Source organism: Streptomyces avermitilis MA-4680 = NBRC 14893, from assembly GCF_000009765.2.
Classification (GTDB): domain Bacteria; phylum Actinomycetota; class Actinomycetes; order Streptomycetales; family Streptomycetaceae; genus Streptomyces; species Streptomyces avermitilis.
In genome coordinates this window covers 1,714,505-1,733,619 of the sequence record NC_003155.5, presented here as the reverse complement: position 1 = coordinate 1,733,619, position 19,115 = coordinate 1,714,505, and the positions used below count along the sequence as shown (strand labels likewise).

General features: G+C 68.4%; 15 protein-coding genes. 5 read left to right on the top strand and 10 right to left on the bottom strand.

The window, feature by feature from the left end:
• The first annotated feature begins 98 nt into the window (after positions 1–98).
• From SAVERM_RS07490 to SAVERM_RS07480, 3 genes are all read left to right on the top strand, one after another.
• Positions 99–932: an amidohydrolase family protein gene (locus tag SAVERM_RS07490; protein WP_010982843.1), complete on the top strand. Its 834-nt coding sequence runs from the start codon at positions 99–101 to the stop codon at positions 930–932.
• Entirely contained in the window at positions 929–1,915 is a 987-nt protein-coding gene (locus tag SAVERM_RS07485; protein WP_010982842.1) for an aldo/keto reductase, read from the top strand. Before SAVERM_RS07490 ends, SAVERM_RS07485 begins: the two co-directional genes overlap by 4 nt.
• Before the next feature lie 92 nt (positions 1,916–2,007).
• Entirely contained in the window at positions 2,008–2,556 is a 549-nt protein-coding gene (locus SAVERM_RS07480) for a hypothetical protein (RefSeq protein WP_137865273.1), read from the top strand.
• Between the two features lie 7 nt (positions 2,557–2,563).
• Here the strand turns inward: SAVERM_RS07480 and SAVERM_RS07475 are convergent, their stop codons facing one another.
• From SAVERM_RS07475 to SAVERM_RS07430, 10 genes are all read right to left on the bottom strand, one after another.
• Positions 2,564–2,971, bottom strand: coding sequence for a hypothetical protein (locus SAVERM_RS07475; protein WP_010982840.1), 408 nt, complete (start codon positions 2,969–2,971; stop codon positions 2,564–2,566).
• 56 nt (positions 2,972–3,027) lie between these two features.
• Entirely contained in the window at positions 3,028–3,930 is a 903-nt protein-coding gene (locus SAVERM_RS07470) for a hypothetical protein (protein WP_010982839.1), read from the bottom strand.
• A gap of 17 nt (positions 3,931–3,947) precedes the next feature.
• The gene (locus SAVERM_RS07465; RefSeq protein ID WP_010982838.1) at positions 3,948–5,093 is read right to left on the bottom strand and encodes a hypothetical protein; all 1,146 of its coding nucleotides are present in this window, start codon (positions 5,091–5,093) and stop codon (positions 3,948–3,950) included.
• Positions 5,090–7,396, bottom strand: coding sequence for a hypothetical protein (locus SAVERM_RS07460; protein ID WP_037646032.1), 2,307 nt, complete (start codon positions 7,394–7,396; stop codon positions 5,090–5,092). The genes SAVERM_RS07465 and SAVERM_RS07460 overlap by 4 nt, the downstream gene beginning before the upstream one ends.
• Positions 7,397–7,757: 361 nt before the next feature.
• A complete protein-coding gene (locus SAVERM_RS07455) occupies positions 7,758–8,837 on the bottom strand; it encodes an ABC transporter ATP-binding protein (protein WP_010982836.1) in 1,080 nt (359 codons plus the stop codon).
• A gap of 1 nt (position 8,838) precedes the next feature.
• Positions 8,839–9,927: an ABC transporter ATP-binding protein gene (locus SAVERM_RS07450; RefSeq protein ID WP_010982835.1), complete on the bottom strand. Its 1,089-nt coding sequence runs from the start codon at positions 9,925–9,927 to the stop codon at positions 8,839–8,841.
• On the bottom strand, positions 9,924–10,769 hold the full coding sequence (locus SAVERM_RS07445; protein ID WP_010982834.1) for a carbohydrate ABC transporter permease: 846 nt from the start codon (positions 10,767–10,769) through the stop codon (positions 9,924–9,926). Before SAVERM_RS07445 ends, SAVERM_RS07450 begins: the two co-directional genes overlap by 4 nt.
• Positions 10,766–11,644 (bottom strand): carbohydrate ABC transporter permease, encoded by an 879-nt coding sequence (locus SAVERM_RS07440; RefSeq protein ID WP_037646033.1) that lies wholly within the window; start codon positions 11,642–11,644, stop codon positions 10,766–10,768. Before SAVERM_RS07440 ends, SAVERM_RS07445 begins: the two co-directional genes overlap by 4 nt.
• A gap of 81 nt (positions 11,645–11,725) precedes the next feature.
• The gene (locus tag SAVERM_RS07435) at positions 11,726–13,327 is read right to left on the bottom strand and encodes an extracellular solute-binding protein (protein WP_010982832.1); all 1,602 of its coding nucleotides are present in this window, start codon (positions 13,325–13,327) and stop codon (positions 11,726–11,728) included.
• Positions 13,328–13,347: 20 nt separating this feature from the next.
• Positions 13,348–14,373 (bottom strand): NAD(P)-dependent alcohol dehydrogenase, encoded by a 1,026-nt coding sequence (locus tag SAVERM_RS07430; RefSeq protein ID WP_010982831.1) that lies wholly within the window; start codon positions 14,371–14,373, stop codon positions 13,348–13,350.
• Positions 14,374–14,666: 293 nt separating this feature from the next.
• Here SAVERM_RS07430 and SAVERM_RS07425 point away from each other — a divergent pair, with 293 nt between their 5' ends.
• Together SAVERM_RS07425 and SAVERM_RS07420 are read left to right on the top strand one after the other, a co-directional pair.
• A complete protein-coding gene (locus SAVERM_RS07425; protein WP_237528733.1) occupies positions 14,667–16,340 on the top strand; it encodes a sigma-54-dependent Fis family transcriptional regulator in 1,674 nt (557 codons plus the stop codon).
• Between the two features lie 354 nt (positions 16,341–16,694).
• Positions 16,695–19,109, top strand: coding sequence for a SpoIIE family protein phosphatase (locus SAVERM_RS07420; protein WP_037646037.1), 2,415 nt, complete (start codon positions 16,695–16,697; stop codon positions 19,107–19,109).
• Positions 19,110–19,115: the final 6 nt, after the last annotated feature.

The window sequence follows — 19,115 nt, the reverse complement described above, 5'->3', positions numbered from 1 at the left end:
CCGGCCGCCGCGAGGAGGGCGCTCCCGCGCCGCGCTCCTCGCAGTGGGCGCGTGCGCCTTTCCCTCGCCAGTCCTTCTCGACGCTCAAGGACCGAAGCGTGCGTATCGATGCTCATCACCACCTGTGGGATCTGTCAGTTCGCGATCAGCCGTGGACCAGCGACGTGCCCGCGCTGCGCCGGACCTTCACCGCCGCTGAACTCAGGCCGGCTCTCGAACGGAACGCGATCGACGCCACCGTCGTCGTACAGACCATCGCCGTGCCGCAGGAGACACCGGAACTGCTGGCCCTGACGTGCACGGACCCGCAGGTGCGGGCGGTCGTGGGCTGGACCGACCTGACCGAACCCGGCATCGCCGACCGCCTCGCGGAACTGCGGGAGCAACCCGGCGGATCCGCGCTCGTCGGTATCCGGCACGGCATCCAGGACGAGACCGACCCGCAGTGGCCGGCGCGCCCCGAGGTCCGCCGCGGCATCACGTCGGTCGCGGCAGCGGGTCTCGTCTACGACCTTCTCGTCCGCCCCGACCAACTGCCCTCCGCGGTGCGGGCCGTGCGCGAGTTGCCCGACGTCCGGTTCGTGCTGGATCACGCCGGCAATCCCGTCGTGAGTCCGGACGGCCTCGTCTCCTGGACCGCGCTGCTGACGGATCTGGCCGAGTGCCCGAATGTGACGGTGAAGCTGTCCGGCCTGGTCACCCGGACCGGCGGGGACCCGGCCGCGGCTCTGCGCCCCTACGCGGACGTATTGTTCGAGACGATGGGACCGGACCGCCTCATGTACGGTTCGGACTGGCCGGTCTGCCTGCTCGCCGCCGAGTACGACGAAGTGGTGGCCGTCGCCGAATCGCTCACCGAGGAGCTCAGCGCCGACGAACGGGAAGCGGTCTTCGGGACAACGGCCGCGCGCTGGTACGGAATCCCCTCGTGAAGGCCCGCCCGCTCGGTCGTACGAGCGTCCGTGTCAGCACGCTGGGGTTCGGCGCCGCCCCCCTCGGCAATCTCTACGGCCCGATCGACGACTGCCAGGCACAGGCCACCCTCAAGGCCGCCTGGGACGTGGGAGTGCGCTACTACGACACCGCCCCGCACTACGGCCTCGGACTGTCCGAACGGCGGCTCGGCGATGCCCTCGCCCACCGTCCACGGTCGGAGTTCACCATCTCCACCAAGGTCGGCCGACTGCTGGAACCCCACCCGGCACCCACCGGATCCGACCTGACGGCAGGAGGCTTCGCCGTACCCGACACGCTGGTCCGCCGCCCCGACTACTCACGGGACGGTGTACTGCGAAGTCTGGAAGGCAGCCTGAATCGCCTGCGCCTGGACCATGTGGACATCGTCTACGTCCATGATCCCGACGATCATCTGGACGCCGCCCTCGACCATGCCCTGCCCGCGTTGACGGCTCTGCGCGACCAAGGTGTCATCGGTGCCGTCGGTGTCGGCATGAACGCGGTCGCCCCGCTGCTGCGCGTCGTCGCGGAGGCGGAGGCCGACGCAGTGATGGTGGCCGGGCGGTGGACCCTTCTCGACCGCACCGCTCGCCCCTTGCTGGACGCGTGCGCCGAACGTGGGGTCGCGGTGGTGGCCGCCGCCCCGTTCAACTCCGGTCTGCTCAGCCGTCCTCACCCCGCGAATGACGCCACCTTCGACTACGGCCCCGCCTCGGAATCGGCACTGCGTCGTGCTCGGCTCCTTGCCGGGGTGTCCGGTCGACACGGCACCGCACTTCCCCACGCCGCCCTGCGGTTTCCGCTGCGCGACCCCAGCGTGGCCTGCGTGGTCGCAGGTTTCCGTACCTCTGAGGAGGTCGTCTCCGCTGCCCGCTGGGCCACCACCGATCTGACCGGGGAAGCATGGCTGGACCTCGACACGGCAGCCACATGGGCGGCAGAGATCCCGCCCTCGTAAAAGAAGAGGTGCCTGTCGCTCGGCTTCCCGGACGACCTCCATCGGGAAGTCGTCTCTGGTGCGCTCGGCCCGGCGGCCTCAGAATTGGGCGGGTGGACGCAGGGGTGGCGGCAATCCTGGGCTCGGCGGTCGGCGTCGCGGGGACAACGGTCGCGGCGGTTGTGGCAGCGTGGTCGACTCGCTGGCAGGTGCGATCACAGGCTTACTTGGAGCACCACCGATGGCGCCGAGAAGTTCGCCAGGCCGCGTACAGCGCACTGATCACCGAGGCGGTGGCGGCCGAGGAAGGCTTGCGGGGGGCTTGGACAGCGCTGAGTGGCGCAGGTCCCGTGCACCTCGAAGAGGCGATGGAGCGCATCAGGGCGGCCGAGAATCTGGTGAGCGCGGCTCGCCGCGCCGCGTCCACTGTGGCGGTGGAGGGGTCCACGGCGGTTGTCGAGTCCGCGGACGCTCTGACGACGGCTCTCGGCATTGCCTTGTCCGATCTCTTCTCCTGGCACGCCGACAGCCTGCGAGGAGCTGGGACCGACACATGGAGAGACAGGCACGCTGCACACGTGCTCGAAGCCAGGGCGCGGTTGAAAGACTTCACCGGTTCCGCCCGCGCGGCTCTGGACGATGAGCCCTGTTCGGCGGGCTGACATGCTGTCACGGATTCTCATCGCGCACTGCCTGCTTCAGGGCGGACGTTATCGGGCGGATCGTGGTCCAGTAACCGGTCTCGTCCTTGAAAGTCAGCCCCCTGTCCTCCTCCATCGGCCGGGCACCGTATGCCTCGTACACCGTCTCACCATCCAAAGATACGGCGAAGTCGAGGTCCTCTACCCGGCCGAATTCGTAGCGGGCCGTTTCGTAATTGAATACTCGGGCTCGGCCGACGGCCAGCCGCGCGAGAAGGAGGGCCCGCACGGGGTGCCCGGTCCGCGCTTCGTCCGCGACGAATTCACAGCGGAAGGCCAGCAGGGAATCGGGCTCCAGCCACTCTTTTTGATAGGTGGCCGCGGAAAAGAACGTCAGACGCCGTCTCGGTGCCCGGAGTTCGACCGAGACCTGCACCTGGCGCTTTTCCGGGCTGCGGAAGCGGATCTTGCCCTGGCTCAGAAACGGCTTGGTCAGGTCCAGTTGCCGGCGACCAGCACCAGGGCCACCAACAGCAGGATCAAGGCGGTCAGCACTGTGGGAACCATTGCCGCCCGCCACCGTGCTTTTGGGGCACTGGCGACGACCTCCGAAGGCAGCTTCGGAAGCGCCTCGGCCGGCATCGCGGGGTCGCCGACCATGCCGCCCTCAATGAGTACGGCCAGCAGCCCTGGCTTCTGAGGCAGTGTGGTGATGTCTTCGGCGGACGAGACCAGGTTGAGCAGGTGCGCCTGCCCGTCCTCCCCGGACAGCAGCGAGGACAGTCGGGCCAGGAAGGCCGCGTCGGCGCCCGGTGCTGTCCGTCCGGCGATCCAGCGCTCCGTGAGCAGGACGGGAGAAGGGGCGCCGCTGTCCTGCGCGGACGGGACGGACGGGGCGGGGTTCAGGGATGGGGCGGGGCTCAGGGATGCCAGCGCGGTGGCGAGCCGGGCGGTGAGCTCCGCGCGCTCGGTGGTGAGCTCCGAGTGGCGGGCGGCCAGCAGCCGATCCACCTCCGCGCTGGAACACAGACCGTCCAGGAGCTCGGACAGCACCCCGCGGCCCTCCGGGTGACGGGCGATGTCGTCCAGCCAACGTGACGCGAGCGCCAACACCGTGGGCCGGTCCTGCCGGGGCCCCACCGTTCCGGCCGGAGAAGGAGAGCCGTCGAGGACCAGGGTGTAGTAGACAAGGGTGCCCACGGAGTCGGTTCGGGTGGAGGGCACCCCGCTGATCAGTACCCGCCAGCGGCCCTTCGACGTGACGGCGAGCAAGCAGGGACGCTCGGTGGCGGTGAGCTCCGAGTATGTGTCCCACCAGCGGCTTCCTGGTGCGGCGCCGAGGAAGCCGTAGTCCAGTTTGCGCGGCACACCCCGGGTACGAAGATAAACGTGCACGGTAGTCCCTTCGGCGGTCAGCTCAGGTGGTGCAGACGGGGCCCGCTCTCCCGCCCGGCCAGGGCGGTGAGCACGTCGAAGAGCGACTGAGTGGTCCGCTGCGACATGGCGAACAGCCTCTCGTCGGTGGCGGCTGTGTGCCTGCGACGGTTGCGTTCGCCGTTGAAGTTCAGCCACAGGTCGCGGAAGAAGCCCTCCCTCAACTCCGCGTGGTTTCGGGAATTCAGGGCCGCCGTCTGCTTCGCGGCTGTCGTCCGCTCGCTCTGCGCCCGCGCGGTGTCGACCAGTTGCCGGCAGAGCAGGGTGAGGAGGTCGTCCAGTCCCTTCCGGACGATCTGGCCGGGTGGCCGGACCCGGTACTTGGGCACGAGCATCTCGCCGCCGGGAGATCCCTGGGCATGGATCCAGCGGGCCGAGACGAGCTCTACACAGCCGAAGGTATCGATCGGGAGGTAGCGGACCGCCGCGTGCGGGGCCGCGTCCCGGACCGTCTTGAGTACATCGCTGAACTGGTCGACCACCTTGCCCCGCAACGTACCCGCGTGATCCTGGAGACTGCCGCTGTCCGACAGGTACGTCTCGCACTTGACCGGGCAGAACACGATCATCGCGGGCTCACCGGACAGCTCCCGCCGGTTCTTCGCCCATCTGAGTACGGCCTGGTTGATCTGGAATACGGAGAGGTGAGAGGCGAGCAGATGCGCGTGGTCGTCACCGGAGTCCATGAGCAGCACCGAATCGATCGGGAGGATGAGCACGGAGCTGTCGGCGAGGAACGCCTCGCATTCGTTCCATTTCTGCTCGTCCTCGGTGCCTTCGCCGGCTCCTTCCAGCCACGCACCCGGGTAGTCGAGGATGTCGAACCGGATCTGCAGGTCTTGCCCCCGTGCTTCCAGCAGCAGCCGGAACCAGGAAGGATCGCTGGTACTGGGCACGAGGCCCGGCTCGAACATCCGGGCCTTGAGCGCTCCGGAGACCAGGTTGTAGGTGGCGGCCAGCCGGTTCTTGGTGGGCCGGTCCGCGGTGAGCAGGTGTACCGAGGAGTCCTGTGCCAGCTGCTGTTGGCCCTCGGTGAGCAGGCCGGCGATCAGCGTGCTCTTGCCCACGCGGCTGGGGGCCAGCAAGCCGATCTTGTACTCGAAGACCGAGTGTTCGTCCGTCACGGCTGCTCCTCATCGAGTACGTCGGAGATGTCCTGTACAACGCGGAGGACGCGGGCGAAGCGGCTGTTGGCCTCGTCGATCCCCTTGAACTCCGCCGGCCACAGGTCGTTGCGGTACGAACGGACGAACCGCCGGAATTCCATGACCGACGTGCCGGACCGGATCAGGGTGTCCTCGAACTGCTCCACCAGCGCGTGGATGACAGCCGCAGGCACCGCGGCTTCCTGGGACAGCGACTGCTTGATCCGGAACGCCGCCTGCTCGGCAAGGCTGTTGAACAGCTCGTGGAGATGCTCGGCCCCCTCTGCGGTCAGGGGAACCGCCACCTGCTGCATCTGCTCGCCCGTGTTCGGGTGAGTGACCTGGAGGTTCAGCGGGGCGAGCTCGGGGCGTACCCGGGGGTAGAGCAGGGTGCGGTACTCCAGCCGTACGTCCAGCAGACTGTCGACCGCGGAGGCAAGACCCGGGCACGGCTGGGAGGAACGGGCGAACAGTTCGGCCAGCTCGGCGAGGACATCGCGTCCGGGGTGGGCGGAGGGTGTGGCAGTGGCGTCGTCGGAGCTGGAGACACTGTCCGCCTGCCTGCTGTCATTACGCTGGAAAAGCGCTCCGCACTCGGCGGCGAGCATCGCGGCAGTACGGTTCCAGGCGGCGTTGAGGCGTGCCGTGAAGAAGTCGTCCAGGGCCGCGAAGCGGCGGCTGATCTCGACCCGGACCCTGCTGAATTCCGGCCCCGCGAACGCCGCCGAGTGGCCTTCGGTGATCATGCAGGTCAGCGCCTCCTCCCGCCAGGCGTCCGTGCCCTTGCCGAAGCCGTCCTGGATCCACTCGAGTACGCCCTCGTATGCCTTCTCAAGCGCTTCGCCGAAGCCCGGACCTACCATCGAGCCGTGCGCCTCCGCGGCCAGTTCGGCGACCAGCCCGCGCAACCGCCTGGCGACAGCGCTGCGCAACTGCGCGGCCTTGGCGTCGTTGACTTCCTCCGGAACTCCAGCCCGCTGTGCCACCTGGTCCAGCGCCAGACGCAGATCGGTGAGCTGCAGGCGGACACGGTCCCGTACGGATGAGGCCTGGGTGCGGATGCCGGCGAGCACCTCGGCGTCCATGACGGGCAGCCCCTCCGCCATCCGTTTCAACAGGGGACCGAGCACCTCCCGGCCGACCCGCTCCGGGTCGCGTACGTCGGTCTCGAAGACGGTGAAGAAGCGGTCCGGTTCGCCCCCGTTGACATTGCGCAGCAGATCGCCGCGGAGGTTCTCCGCGAGGTGGGGCTTGTCCGGATCGGCGTTGTGCACCAAGTAGGTGAATTCCCCGGTGCTGCGCACGAATCCCCGTACCTCCTCGAGAAGGCCGAGTCCGGCGGTGTCCGTCTCGTCGAAGTACGAGGAGGTGTCGGAGGAACGCTTGACCACCAGCACCGCGTCGACCTCGTTGCGCAGACCCGCGACATGCCGCCGGTCGGCGTCCGCGACCACCTCCCCGAGGCCCGGCAGGTCCACGATGCCGATCCTGGCCACATGCTCATGCGGGAAGGCGCACTCGATGCGGGCCTCGCGCACCGCCGCATAGGCACGTCCCACCCGCTCGCCCGCCTTGGTGATCTCCTCATGGGTCGGGTACGCCACGAACGGCCGCACCTCCTCCAGCGGCACCGTTCTGACACCGCCGGTCAGTAGCGGCTCGTACGACGTCAGGGCACTCTGCAGTTCACGCAGCCGGGTCAGCAGCACCCTGTCCCGGGTGTCCGGCAGGACTTCCGGATAGACCCAGCGGCCGAATTCGGCGACCGTACGCGGCACGGGGGAGAGATCGAGCGCCGCGTGCAGCGGGGAGATCACCGTCGCGAGGAAGCTCTCCGGGCTGTGCATCTCCAACTCGGCCCGCCGCACCGCAGGTGAGTGGAAGATCCGGCTGCGGACCGCGGTGACCGGGATGCCGTGACCGGTCGGAATCTGGTTGTCGTCGAGGCCTGAGATCGACTGCAGCAGGGTGCTCTTGCCCATGCGCGCCGCGCCGCTCACACCGATGTTGACCGTTGCCCGGGTGAAGCGGGAGGCGATCACTCTGAATGAGTCCGCTGCTTGCGCTACGGACAGCTGGGTCTCCGTCAGCTGAGGAAGGGTCAGGGCCGCCACCAGTTCGGCGTCCATGGTGGTGTGCGCCCGCAGATCGGCGAGTGCGTCCGCCAACTCGGCGAGGCGCTCGCCCAGCGTGTGCCAGCGCGCACTTTCGCGTTCCACCTCGGGTAACTGCCGCAGCCGGGCTTGCAGCAGGGCGTCGATTGCTGTCGATATCTCCGACATGTGTCCCCCAGTAGCGCAATGGCACCCTTCACCCCACTGCATACGAGTTAGGTGCGTCACTCCCCATCTGGTAGGCACCGTACCGGTGTGGACGTGCCCCTGCCCGGAGTTCGGTGATTACCGCACGAAGCGGAACAACCCAGGTCCAGACTTCGCGTCCAGCGCTCTGGACATGGTCGGCGCAGCACATCCAGGTGCATCAGCCAAGCGTCGCGTGCACCCCACGCGTCGGCGTTCCGCCGCACGGCCGCGGCGCGTCACGCGCCGCGGCGGGCCCCTGGTGGGGGCCCGCCGCGGTGGGACGGGTAGGTGGGACGGGTAGGTGGGGCGGGTAGGTGGGGCGGGTAGGTGGGGCGGATCGTTACGACCGGAGTACCAACTGACCGTCCGCGTACGGAAGGACCTTGGCGCGCGGCAGGTGTACGAGGACCGCCTCGCCGAGGGGAACTCCCTCCTCCCGCGGAGTCTTGGCCCTGACGAGTTGCCCGGCGACCTCGACCTCGAGCACGCGCTGCGCGCCGTGGTCGCTGACGCTCCGCAGCCGGCCGGGGAAGGTGTTGGGGCCGGGGTCGGTGACGACCTTGACGTGTTCGGGCCGGACGCCGACCTGGACGTCGGTCGTGCCCTGGGGGATGTCCCAGGCAACGGACAGCGTCCGGCCGCCCAGTGCGAAGGGCCTCTCGTTCCGGTCCACGGTCAGGAAGTTCATCGCCGGTGAGCCGATGAAGTAGCCGACGTAGGTGGAGGAGGGCGCCTCGAAGAGCTGCTCGGGGGTGCCTTGCTGTACGGCGCGGCCGTCCTTCATGACGAGCACTTCCTGCGCGAAGCTCATCGCCTCGTACTGGTCGTGCGTCACGTAGATCACCGTGGGCCGGAACTGCTCGGTGATCTCTCGGATCTTGCGCCGCAGCGAGTGCTTCAGCTGCGGGTCGATCACGGTGAGCGGCTCGTCCATCAGGACGGCCGCCACGTCGTCACGGACCAGGCCGCGGCCGAGTGAGATCAGCTGTTTGTCGTCGGCGGTGAGCCCGCGAGCGGGCTGCCTCAGCCGGTCGTGCAGGTCCAGGGCCTCGGCGACCTGCCGGACCTTGGCGTCGATCCTCGCCTTGTCCCAGCGCCGGCATTCCAGCGGGAAGGCGAGGTTCTCGTAGACCGTCATCGACTTGTAGATGACGGGGAACTGGAAGACCTGGGCGATGTTGCGCGCCTTCGTGGGCAGGGCGGTGACGTCGACGCCGTCGAACAGCACCTGTCCCCGGGATGGTCTGACCAGGCCGGACAGGATGTTCAGCAGCGTCGTCTTGCCGCAGCCCGAGGGTCCGACCAGCGCATAGGTCTTGCCGGACTCGAAGGTCAGCCTCAGCGGTTTGAGAGCCCACTGCTCCTCCTCGGCACCCGGCGCGTACGCGTGCCCGACGTCGACGATGTCCAACTGCGCCATGTCAGCGCCCTTCCACTGAAGCGAGATCGTATGAAGGTGTTCGCACGAGCGTCCCCTGCTCGTCGAAGGCGAACAGCCGGTCGGGACGGAGCCGAAGTCTGACCAGGTCGCCGAGGGCGACGTCGTGGATGCCCTCGATCTGTACGACGAAGGGGGTCTCGCCGACGACCACATGGACGAAGGTCTCGGAGCCGGAGATCTCGACGAAGGTGACCTCGCCCTCGACCCCGCTGGAAGCCAGGCCGACGTCGGTGGCGCGCAGTCCGAACTGGTACGTACCGTCGGGCAGGTCGGCCAGGTGCGCGGAGATGTGCGTGGCCTGGAAGCCGGCCACCGTGACCTGACCGCCCTCGATCCGGCCCGCGAAGATGTTCATGGGCGGGTCGTTGATGATGGACGCCACCGTGGTGGTCGCCGGGCGTTCGAAGACCTCCTGCGGGGTGCCGGTCTGGAGGATCCGCCCCTCGTGCATGACCAGGACCACGTCCCCGAGCATCATCGCCTCGGCGGGTTCGGTGGTCGTGTAGATGACGATCGTGTCGCCCTGGTCCGAGAAGAGGGCCTTGAACTCGTCGCGGAGTTGTTCGCGCAACTTGTAGTCCAGGTTCGCCAGTGGCTCGTCGAGCAGGAGGATGCCGGTATCGCGGGCCAGGGCGCGAGCCATCGCGACGCGCTGCTGCTGGCCGCCGGAGAGCTGGGAGGGCTTGCGCTTCTCGAAGTCCGCGAGTCCCACGCTCGCCAGGCTCTGCCGGGCCCGTCGCCGGATCACGTCCCGTGACAGCCCGGCCCGCTTCAGCGGGAAGGCCACGTTGTCGAACACGTTGAGATGCGGGTAGTTGATGAACTGCTGGTAGACCATGGCGGTGTCGCGCCGCCACACCGGCGTCTTGAGGAAGTCGGCTCCCGCCCGGGTCAGCGAGCCGGAGTCCACTTTCTGCAGGCCGGCCAGGGCCCGCAGCAGCGTCGTCTTCCCGGCCATCGTCCGGCCGATGACGGTGTGGAGCCGGCCCGGCCGGAAGGTGGCGGTCACGTTCTTGAGGTGGTCGACGCCGTCGACGGTCAGGCACAGATCAGTGGCATGCAGGTTCATCGGACGGCTCCCGACAGGTTGCCCTTGGACAGCAGACGCTCCACCCAGAGGGCGAGCAGGATCAGCGGTGCCACGCCGAAGAGCGCGGCGGCGGACAGCGTCCACCACGGTGGAATGGAGGAGTTGAGGGCGACGACCGCCTGGGGCAGCGTCTGGACCTCGGTGAAGGTCAGCCGGAAGGCGAAGAAGAAGTCGTTCCAGCCGAACACGGCGCAGAACATCGCCGCCACGGTCAGCCCGGGCAGGGAGTTCGGCAGGATCGCCCGCACGAAGGTCTGGAACGGGGGGCAGCCGTCCAGCATCGCCATCTCGTCGATCTCCCGGGGGATGCCGTTGAAGAAGTCCACCATCACCCACACCGCGATCGGCAGCAGCAGCGCGACCGTCACGATGACCAGGCCCGGGATGCTGTCCAGGAGGCCGCCCCACTGAAGGAGGTAGAAGAAGGGGATCACCAGGACGACGGGCGGCATGATCCGTTGGGAGACGAAGAAGAAGACGATGTCGCTGTTCTTGATGAAACCCAGCTTGAACCGGTACCGGGACAGCGCGTAGGCGGCCAGGGACCCCAGGGCCAGGCTGATGGCGGACGCGGCGATGGTGATGACGGCGCTGTTGACGAAGGGCTGGACCACATCGATACCGCCGGCCCCGCCGAAGATGTTGTGCCAGCCGGTCAGGGTGGGCTTGTACTGCACCCAGGGGATGTAGGTGGGACCGCCCTGGACGGCGTTGGCGTTCTTGAAGCTGGTCGTCATGGCCCAGAGGAACGGTCCCGCGACGAAGCAGGCCCACAGCGCGATCACGGTGTACTTGAACACGGGATAAAGGCGCGACCTCATGAGTCCCCCTTCAGCTTGAAGGCCCTGGTGAGCAGGGCGGCGACGACCGTGAGCGTGACGATCATCAGGACGAGGTAGGTCAGGGACATCGCCCCGCCGTAGCCGGTCTGCTGATCGCGGAGCCCCTGGATGTAGAGGTAGTAACCCGGGGTCTCCGTGGAGGATCCCGGCCCGCCGGACGTCAGTACGTAGACGCTGTCGGAGAGCTTGGACGCCTCGATCAGCCGGATGACGATCGCCGCGACCGAGACCGGTGCCATCAGCGGGAAGGTCACCTTCCAGAAGGTGCGCCAGGTGCCGGCGCCGTCGATCGCGGCGGCCATGAACGGTTCCTTGGGAAGGCTGAGCAGACCGGCCAGCAGCAACAGGAACATGAAGGGGGTCCACTGCCAGACCTCGACGGTCATCAGCGCGACCAGCGCCGGACCCGACTCGGTGAGCCAGGGAATGTTCGTCAGGCCCAGCATCCCCAGCAGATCGTTCGCCGGCCCCAGTGACTCATGGAAGATCGTCTGCCAGATGGCGGCCATCACCACGGGCGTGGTCATCATGGGGACGAGAAAGAGCACCCGCCAGAATCTGCGGCCGCGCGCCTCGCGCCAGACCAGCAGGGCCATACCGAATCCGATGACGTACTGGATCAGGACCGTGCCGCCCGCCAGCAGGATCAGCCGGGTGATGGAGGCCCAGAAACGGCTGTCGTGCAGCATCGCGGTGTAGTTGGCGCCTCCGATGAAGTCCATCTGAGGGTTGCTGACGTTCCAGCCGGAGAAGCTGACCCGGATGGTGAACAGAAGCGGGAAAATGATGATCAGAAAGAGTGTGAGCAGTCCCGGCAGCAGGAACATGCTCTTGTGCCGGCGCAGGCCGTCCATGGTTCTCCTTGCGGAAGGGGGCGGGCGCCCCCGGGTGGCCGGCCGGTCCGGTCCGGCCACCCGGGGCGTCCTGCGGTCGGATCAGGAGTTGTCCTCGAGCGCGACCACGTTGCGATAGGCGCTCTGGACCTTGTCCTTGCCGATCTGACCGGTGATCTTGGACCATTCCCCGGCCACGCCGTCCAGCGCGTCCTGCGGGGAGTCCTGGCCCGCCAGCGCCGCGGCGACGCCGTTGGCCAGCGCGGACATGTACTGGTTGACACCGGGAACGCGCAGGTCGAAGACGCGGTTGCGGCTCTCCTCCATACCGGAGAGCGTCTTCACGTACGACTTGGCGACCTTCGGGTCCCAGCCCAGCCTCTCCCAGAAGCTCGGGTCGAAGTGGGAGTAGCGGTAGGGGTTGACGCCGAACCGGCCGATGGTCAGGTCGAGGGCGGTGTTGGCCTCGTTGCTGAAGAAGCACAGGTAGTCGAACGCCATCTGCTGGTGGCGTGAGGCCTTGGCCACCGCCGAAGTCCAGCCCCAGGTGAAGTAGGGAGCCTGGTTCGCCTTCGTGTCCCACGACTTGGTGGTGCGGTTGTAGACCTCGCTGGACCCGGGCAGTGGCGCCGCCTGCACCTTGTTACGGATCCTGCTGTCGGGCTGCTGGGCCTGGATGAAGGCGTCGTCCCACGAGTACGACATCAGCGTCTGGCCGCCGCCGAAGGAGAAGATCTCGTCTCCCAGGCCGAAGTTGGCGCCACCGGGTGCCCAGGTCGACTTGGCCTTCACCATGTCGTCCAGGGCGCGGACGAAGCCGGGCGTGTTGATCAGCGGCTTCATGGTCTCGAGGTCGAAGAAGACACCGCCCTTGACGTCCGGGTTCTTCACATACGGCGCCGCCCGGCTGATGAAGGCGGAGAACGTCAGATCGTCGCGCTTGGTCACCTCGGCGCTGCCGTAGTTGCGCTTGCCGTCGCCGTCGAAGTCCTTGCCGCTGAAGAACTTGGCGACGTCCTGGTATTCGTCCCAGGTCTTCGGAACTCTCAGCTCTTTGCCCGTGGCCGCCTTGTAGGCCGCCTGCTGCTTGGGGTCGTTCAGCACGTCGGTGCGGACCTTGAGGTAGTGCCGGTCCCCGTCCATGGGGTACTGCACGACCTTCCTGTTCCAAGTCGCCACGTCCATATAGGTACCCGTGACGTCCTTCATGCCGGGAGTGTTCAGATACTTCTTCGGCACCGGCGCGAGGTACGGGGCCAGGTCGCCTATCCACAGCGAGGGGTAGAACATCACGTCGTAGGCGGGCTGGCCCGCCTGAAGGGGCGTGAGGATCTTCTGGTGCAGCTCACCGAAGGGGACGTTGACCACCTCGACCTTCGCCCCGGTGATCTCCTCGAACTGCTTGGCGTGCAGCTGAGTCGGCTCGCCGATTACCGGCACGGCATGGCTGATGATCTTCAGCGTCTGCCCGGAGTAGTCCTTCCGGCTGATCGCCTCATAGCTGCACGGCCCCGGGACGTCCTCCACCTTGGTGTCCGGGTAGTCCTTGCCGTACTTCTCGTAGCTGATCTGCGAGCCGAGCTTGAAGAGCGGGGCCTTGTCCTTCGGCCCTTCCTGTGCCTGGTCCGGGGCGGTGCACGCGGTGGCGGTCAGCGCCGCGACGGCCGCGACGGCGGCGAACCGCTTGTAGGGTCTCGTACGCATGGAAGTGCTCCTTGGACGTGTCAGGGGATCAAGATCGCTCGGCCGCGTACGGCCCCGGTGTCCAGGTCGTCGAGGGCCTGCCGGAAGGAGGCGAGGGGGTAGCGCTGGGTGTGCAGGGTGACCTTGCCCTGGGCCGCCAGGACCATCAGCTCGGAGAGGTCGTTGTAGGACCCGACGAGGTTGCCGATGAAGTTGATCTCCGTGGAGATGACGTCGATCGTCGGCACGTTCAGACGGCCGCCGTAACCGATGACGTGGTAATTGCCGTTGCGGCGCAGGCAGGCCACTCCCGTCTCGACGGCGCCCCCTTCGCCGACGAAGTCCAGGACGGCCTCCGCCCCGTGCCCCGCGGTGAGGTCCCGTACGCGTTCGGCCTCGCTTCCGTCCGCGACGAGCGTGTGGTCGGCGCCCAGTTCCTTGGCCAGCGCGAGGGCCTCCGGGCTGCGGTCGATGACGATCATCTCGACCGGCGACAGGGCCCGCAGCACCTGAATCCCGATGTGCCCGAGTCCGCCGGCGCCGATGACCACGGCCTTGTCACCGGGCCGCAGCACCCGCGCCGCCTTGGCGACGGCGTGGTACGCCGTGAGCCCGGCGTCGGCCAGGGCCGCCACCGAGGCCGGCTCCAGGGACGGGGCGAGGGGCACGATGGAGCGGGCGTTGGTCTTCAGGTACTCGGCGTAGCCCCCGGCGGTGTCGATGCCGGGGAATGCCGAGTTCATGCAGTGCACGTCGTCGCCGGCCCGGCAGGCGCGGCACAGACCGCAGGTCACCAGCGGGTGCAGGATGACCGGGTCACCGACCTTGACGTGGGTCACGGCCTGCCCGACCTCGGCGACCCAGCCGGCGTTCTCATGACCGATCGTGTACGGAAGGGCGACCCCGCTCTTGTCCTTCCACTGTCCTTCGAGGATGTGCAGATCGGTCCGGCAGACTCCGGCGCCCCCGATCTTCACGATCACATCCAGCGGGCCGGTGATCTGCGGGTCCGGTACGTCCACGAGCGCGGGCGGCTCGTCGTACTCGATGACCTGCACGGCTTTCATAGCGGCTCCCTGCGAGTCGGCGGGTGGGTGGTGCGCCGATTACACAGGCCGCCGATCGCAGGGCGATGTCTCAGAATCCGTCCGCGAATGTCTCAATGTGATACACGCCGTAGGCGCCACGCCATCGAGCTGGTCCAATCACTGAACCGAGGGATTGTGACGCGCGCAGTACGGGAGTGTTAATGCCCCGCCAACAACCCGGAAGCTCACTGAGAGCAGCCAGAGAGCTCTACCTGGAAGTCACCAAGGATCCAAGCGCCCGGCCGCTCGTGGTGGCCTCATGGCATCGCTCGATGGAATACCAGGTGAAGTCGGGCAGCCTCGAGGCTCCGTACCTGGACAACCCCAATCTGGACAGCCCCCTCGCAAGGGCCGCGCTGCCGATCCAGGACAGGCTGCACGAGCAGCTCGCCGACGACCCGGTCTCCACGATGATCACGGACCGTAACGGTGTGGTCCTGTCCCGGAAGGTCTCGCACGAGGGCCTGACGACGAACCTCAACCGCGTGCACCTGGCCCCCGGCCATGTGTTCGCCGAGCGCTACGTGGGCACCAACGGCATCGGGACCGCGCTGGCCAGCGGCCGCCCGGTGATGATCGCCGGAATGGAGCACTACGTCGAGGCGCTGCGGGACTTCCACTGCGCGGCCGTACCGATCCTGCATCCCACCCGGCGCACCCTGCTGGGAGCCTTCAACCTCACCACCATCCGCCAGGGCTCCGGCGGCATGCTGATGGCCTTCGCCCGCTCGGTCGCGGCCCAGATCGAGGCCGAGATCGCGGCGATCACCTCGCGGCGCGAGCGGGCTCTGTTCCAGGACTACATGGAGGCGTGCTCCTCGACGCGCCCGGGACCCGTGCTGGCCCTCAACCGCGATGTCGTCATGATGAACGAGCCGCTCAGTGCCGCCGTGACCGGGCCGGATCACTATGCGCTGCTCGATCACGCCCGTGAGATCGCCGACCATCCCCGGCTCGAGGGGACCCGCAGCATCGCCCTGCCCTCGGGACGGGTCGCCGAACTCAGGGTCAGTCGCTGTCGGCGCGAGGACAGTGACGCGGGCGCCGTCTTCCGAGTCCGGCTGATCGGACGGCTCCAGCCCACATCTGCGGGTTCCGCCTCGCCCGCCCGCTCCAGCCTGGGACTGGTGGGCTCGTCCCCGCACTGGCTGCGCGCGGTCGCCGACAGCGAAGCAGCGTTCGTCGCCGGGACCTGGCTTCATCTCCTGGGCGAAGCCGGCGTCGGCAAGAGGACGCTGGTCGCGGCCCTGCACCGGGCCCACGGCGCCGGACGCCGGCTGGAGATGACACAAGCGCCGCCGTCGGATTCACCGGCCGTCACCGAGCGCTGGCTGCACGACATCGGAGAGCTGCTTGTCGTGCCGTCCACCGTGCTCGTCCTGAGCGACGTCCACCTGTTGGGCGACCAGCTGCGGCAGCGGCTGGCGGACCTGCTGGTGCGGCTGGACGGCAGCGCGAGTGGGCAGCTGGTCATGATCTGCCAGCCGTCGATGGTCGGTGCCGACGACCACCTCGACCAGCTCTGTGGCGCCTCGGTGGAGGTGCCTCCCCTGCGTCATCGGTATGGGGACATCGAGCACCTGGCGCGGTTGTTCCTGCGCAAGTACCGGCCGAGCGGCGAGAACACGTTCTCCCCGGATGCGCTGGCCCTGCTTCAGCGATGCCCCTGGCCGGAGAACGTCCGGCAGCTCGAGACGGTGATCCGCGGCCTGGCGCGACGGCCTTCCGGCCGGATGATCCACGTGGAGGACCTGCCGCCGGAATGCCGGGTGTCCTCGCACAAGGTCCTGACCACCATCGAGGCGCTGGAACGCGACGCCATTCTGCGCGGGTTGCTGGACCGCAACTCCAACGTCCAGCGGACCGCGCAGGACCTCGGGATCTCCCGCGCCACGATGTACCGCAAGATGCGCCGCTACGGGATCGTCCCGTCGAGCCTGACGTGACGGGCCGATCCGGCACGTCGGCCGTGGCGCGCGGCGTCTGCCCGGCGTCGCCGCCCGGGCGGCGACGCAGCACGGACCAGGACGGTGGCCCGGCCCCTGTGGCGTGGATGGCGGGCGGGATCCATCGTGGGACGTGCGGGTGGTGGCCGCCACGCCGTGACACCGCGCCCGGCGGGCTGCCGGCCTTGACCGCGTTCAACACGTCACATGGCATCAGCCTGGTCCCCCACCAGGCGTGGGAGCAGGGAGCGACCCACCCGGGTCCGCGTCACGACGGTCGCGGGCCGCGTGCGAAGAACCGGAGTGGACGACATAGGTATCCGATACGAGGTGGTGTCCGGGGTGGAAAAGCGGATGACGGTGCTCAGCGAGAGTGGGGACGATCCGTTCGCTCTGCACCACGCCGCCTCGGTGGTGCTCGACGACCGGGGGACCGTGGTCGGCTGGAGCCGGCGGGCCCAGGAGTTGCTCGGCTACCCGGAGTCCGCGGTGATCGGCCGTCCGGCCTTCGATGTCCTGATCGATCCCGGCAGCCTGCCGGCCGCCAAGGACGCCGCGGCGACGTGCAGGAGGGACGGAGGCTGGTTCGGCGTACTGGCGGTGCGGCACAGCAGCGGGCGGCTCGTGGAGATGGGTTTCCGGGCACGTGCGCTGCTGCGCGGTGACCATGTCCGCGAATGGTTCCTCGTCGGGGCACCCGCGGCGGAGGTCCTCGAGTGGCAAAGGGACCGCGCGGTCCTCGACGGATTGTTCCGCCGGTGCCCGATCGGTCTGGTCGTGCACAGCCCCGAGCTGACGATTCTGCGGGTCAACAGGGCGATCGAACGGTTCACCGGAATTCCGGCCGCCTCCTTTCGGGGAATGCCCACGGGCGCCCTGCTGGTCGCCGAGGACGCGCGGACATCCGTGGACCGGGTCCGCCAGGTGGTGGAGACCGGAAGATCACAGGTCTCCACCGAGCAGTACGCCCGCCTGGAGCGGGATCCGGCACGCGTGCGGGCCGCGTCCGTCTCGGCCTTCCGGCTGGAGGATCCCGCCGGCCGGGTCCTGGGGGTGGCCGAGACGGTCGAGGACGTCACCGAACGCCATCGGGCCCGCCTTCGCCTGGCGCTCCTCAACCAGGCCGGCGCCCGCATCGGATCGACGCTCGACGTGCGGGAGACGGCCCGCGAACTCGCGGATGTGATGGTCCCCCACCTGGCCGACCACGTATCGGTGGACCTGTCGCCACCGGTGATGCGCGGCGAGGAGCCGGCGCAGGCGCCGACGGGGCCCGTCGCACGGGTGGCGGTCCGCGGCGTCGTGGCCCGGCAGCCCGACCTCGAGTACCCGGAAGGGGAGCCGGTGCAGTTCGCACCCGGCACACCGCAGGCCGGCTGTCTGGCCGACGGGCGTCCGGTCCTGGAACCGGTCCTTTCGCCCGACTGGTTCTTGGCAGAACCGCGTCAGGGCGAGCACGCACCGGACCTGTCAGCCCATTCCCTGATCGTGGTGCCACTGGCCGCGCGCGGCCTGGTACTGGGCGTGATGAGCCTGTGGCGATCGCGGCACCCCGAGCCGTTCGAGCCCGACGATCTCACCCTGGCCCAGGAACTCGCCTCGCGCGCCGCGGTCAGCATCGACAACGCCCGACGCTTCACCCAACAGCAGCAGACCGCGTCCACCCTGCAACGCACCCTGCTGCCGAGGACGGTTCCGCACCAGCCGGCCGTCGAAGTGGCCCCTCGCTACCTCCCGGCCAGTACGGCGTCCGGCCCCGGCGGTGACTGGTTCGACGTCATCCCGTTGTCCGGGGCCAGGGTCGCACTCGTCGTCGGCGACGTGGTGGGCCACGGACTGCACGCCGCTGCCACGATGGGCCGGCTGCGTACGGCCGTGCACACCCTCGCCACCCTCGACCTGGAACCGGACGAGGTCCTCTCCCGACTGGACGACCTGGTCAACCTCCTGGCCGCGGAACAAGAGACAGCCGGCGAAGGACCCGCGGGCGAGCAGATCGTCGGCGCCACCTGCCTGTACGCCGTCTATGACCCCGTTTCCCGGCAATGCTCCGCGGCGCGCGCCGGCCACCCCCTACCGGTCGTGACCACACCGGACGGGCAGGCCGGTTTGCTCGACCTGCCTCCAGGCCCACCGCTGGGCCTGGGCGGCCTGCCGTTCGAGGCCCGGGAGATCGAGCTGGCCGAGGGCAGCCTGCTTACGCTCTACACCAACGGACTCATCGGCGAACGCCACATCGACGTCGACACGGGCTTGCAACGGCTGCGCACAGCGCTCACGCACCCGGCGGACCCCTTGGAGAAGACATGCCAGGCGGTTGTCGACTCCCTCGTGCCCGCACAGCCCGCTGACGACATCGCCCTGCTCATCGCACGCACCCGGGTACTGCCACCGGAGAACGTCGCGTCCTGGCAACTGCCGCTGGAGCCGACCGCCGCCGCCCAGGCCAGAGCGCTCGCCACGGCCCAGCTCAGTCAATGGGGACTGGAACACCTGGCGTTCACCACCGAATTGATCGCCAGTGAACTGGTCACCAACGCCTACCGATACGCCGGCGGCCCGGTGACCCTGCGGCTCATCCGTGAACGATGTCTCGTCTGCGAGGTCGCCGACGCCAGCCACACCTCACCCCATCTGCGGCGCGCCCGCACGACCGATGAGGGCGGTCGCGGCCTGTTCCTGGTGGCCCAGATGACCGAGCGCTGGGGCACCCGCTACTCCCGCGAGGGCAAGACCGTCTGGACCGAACAGCCGCTGCTCGGGCTGTGAATCCGG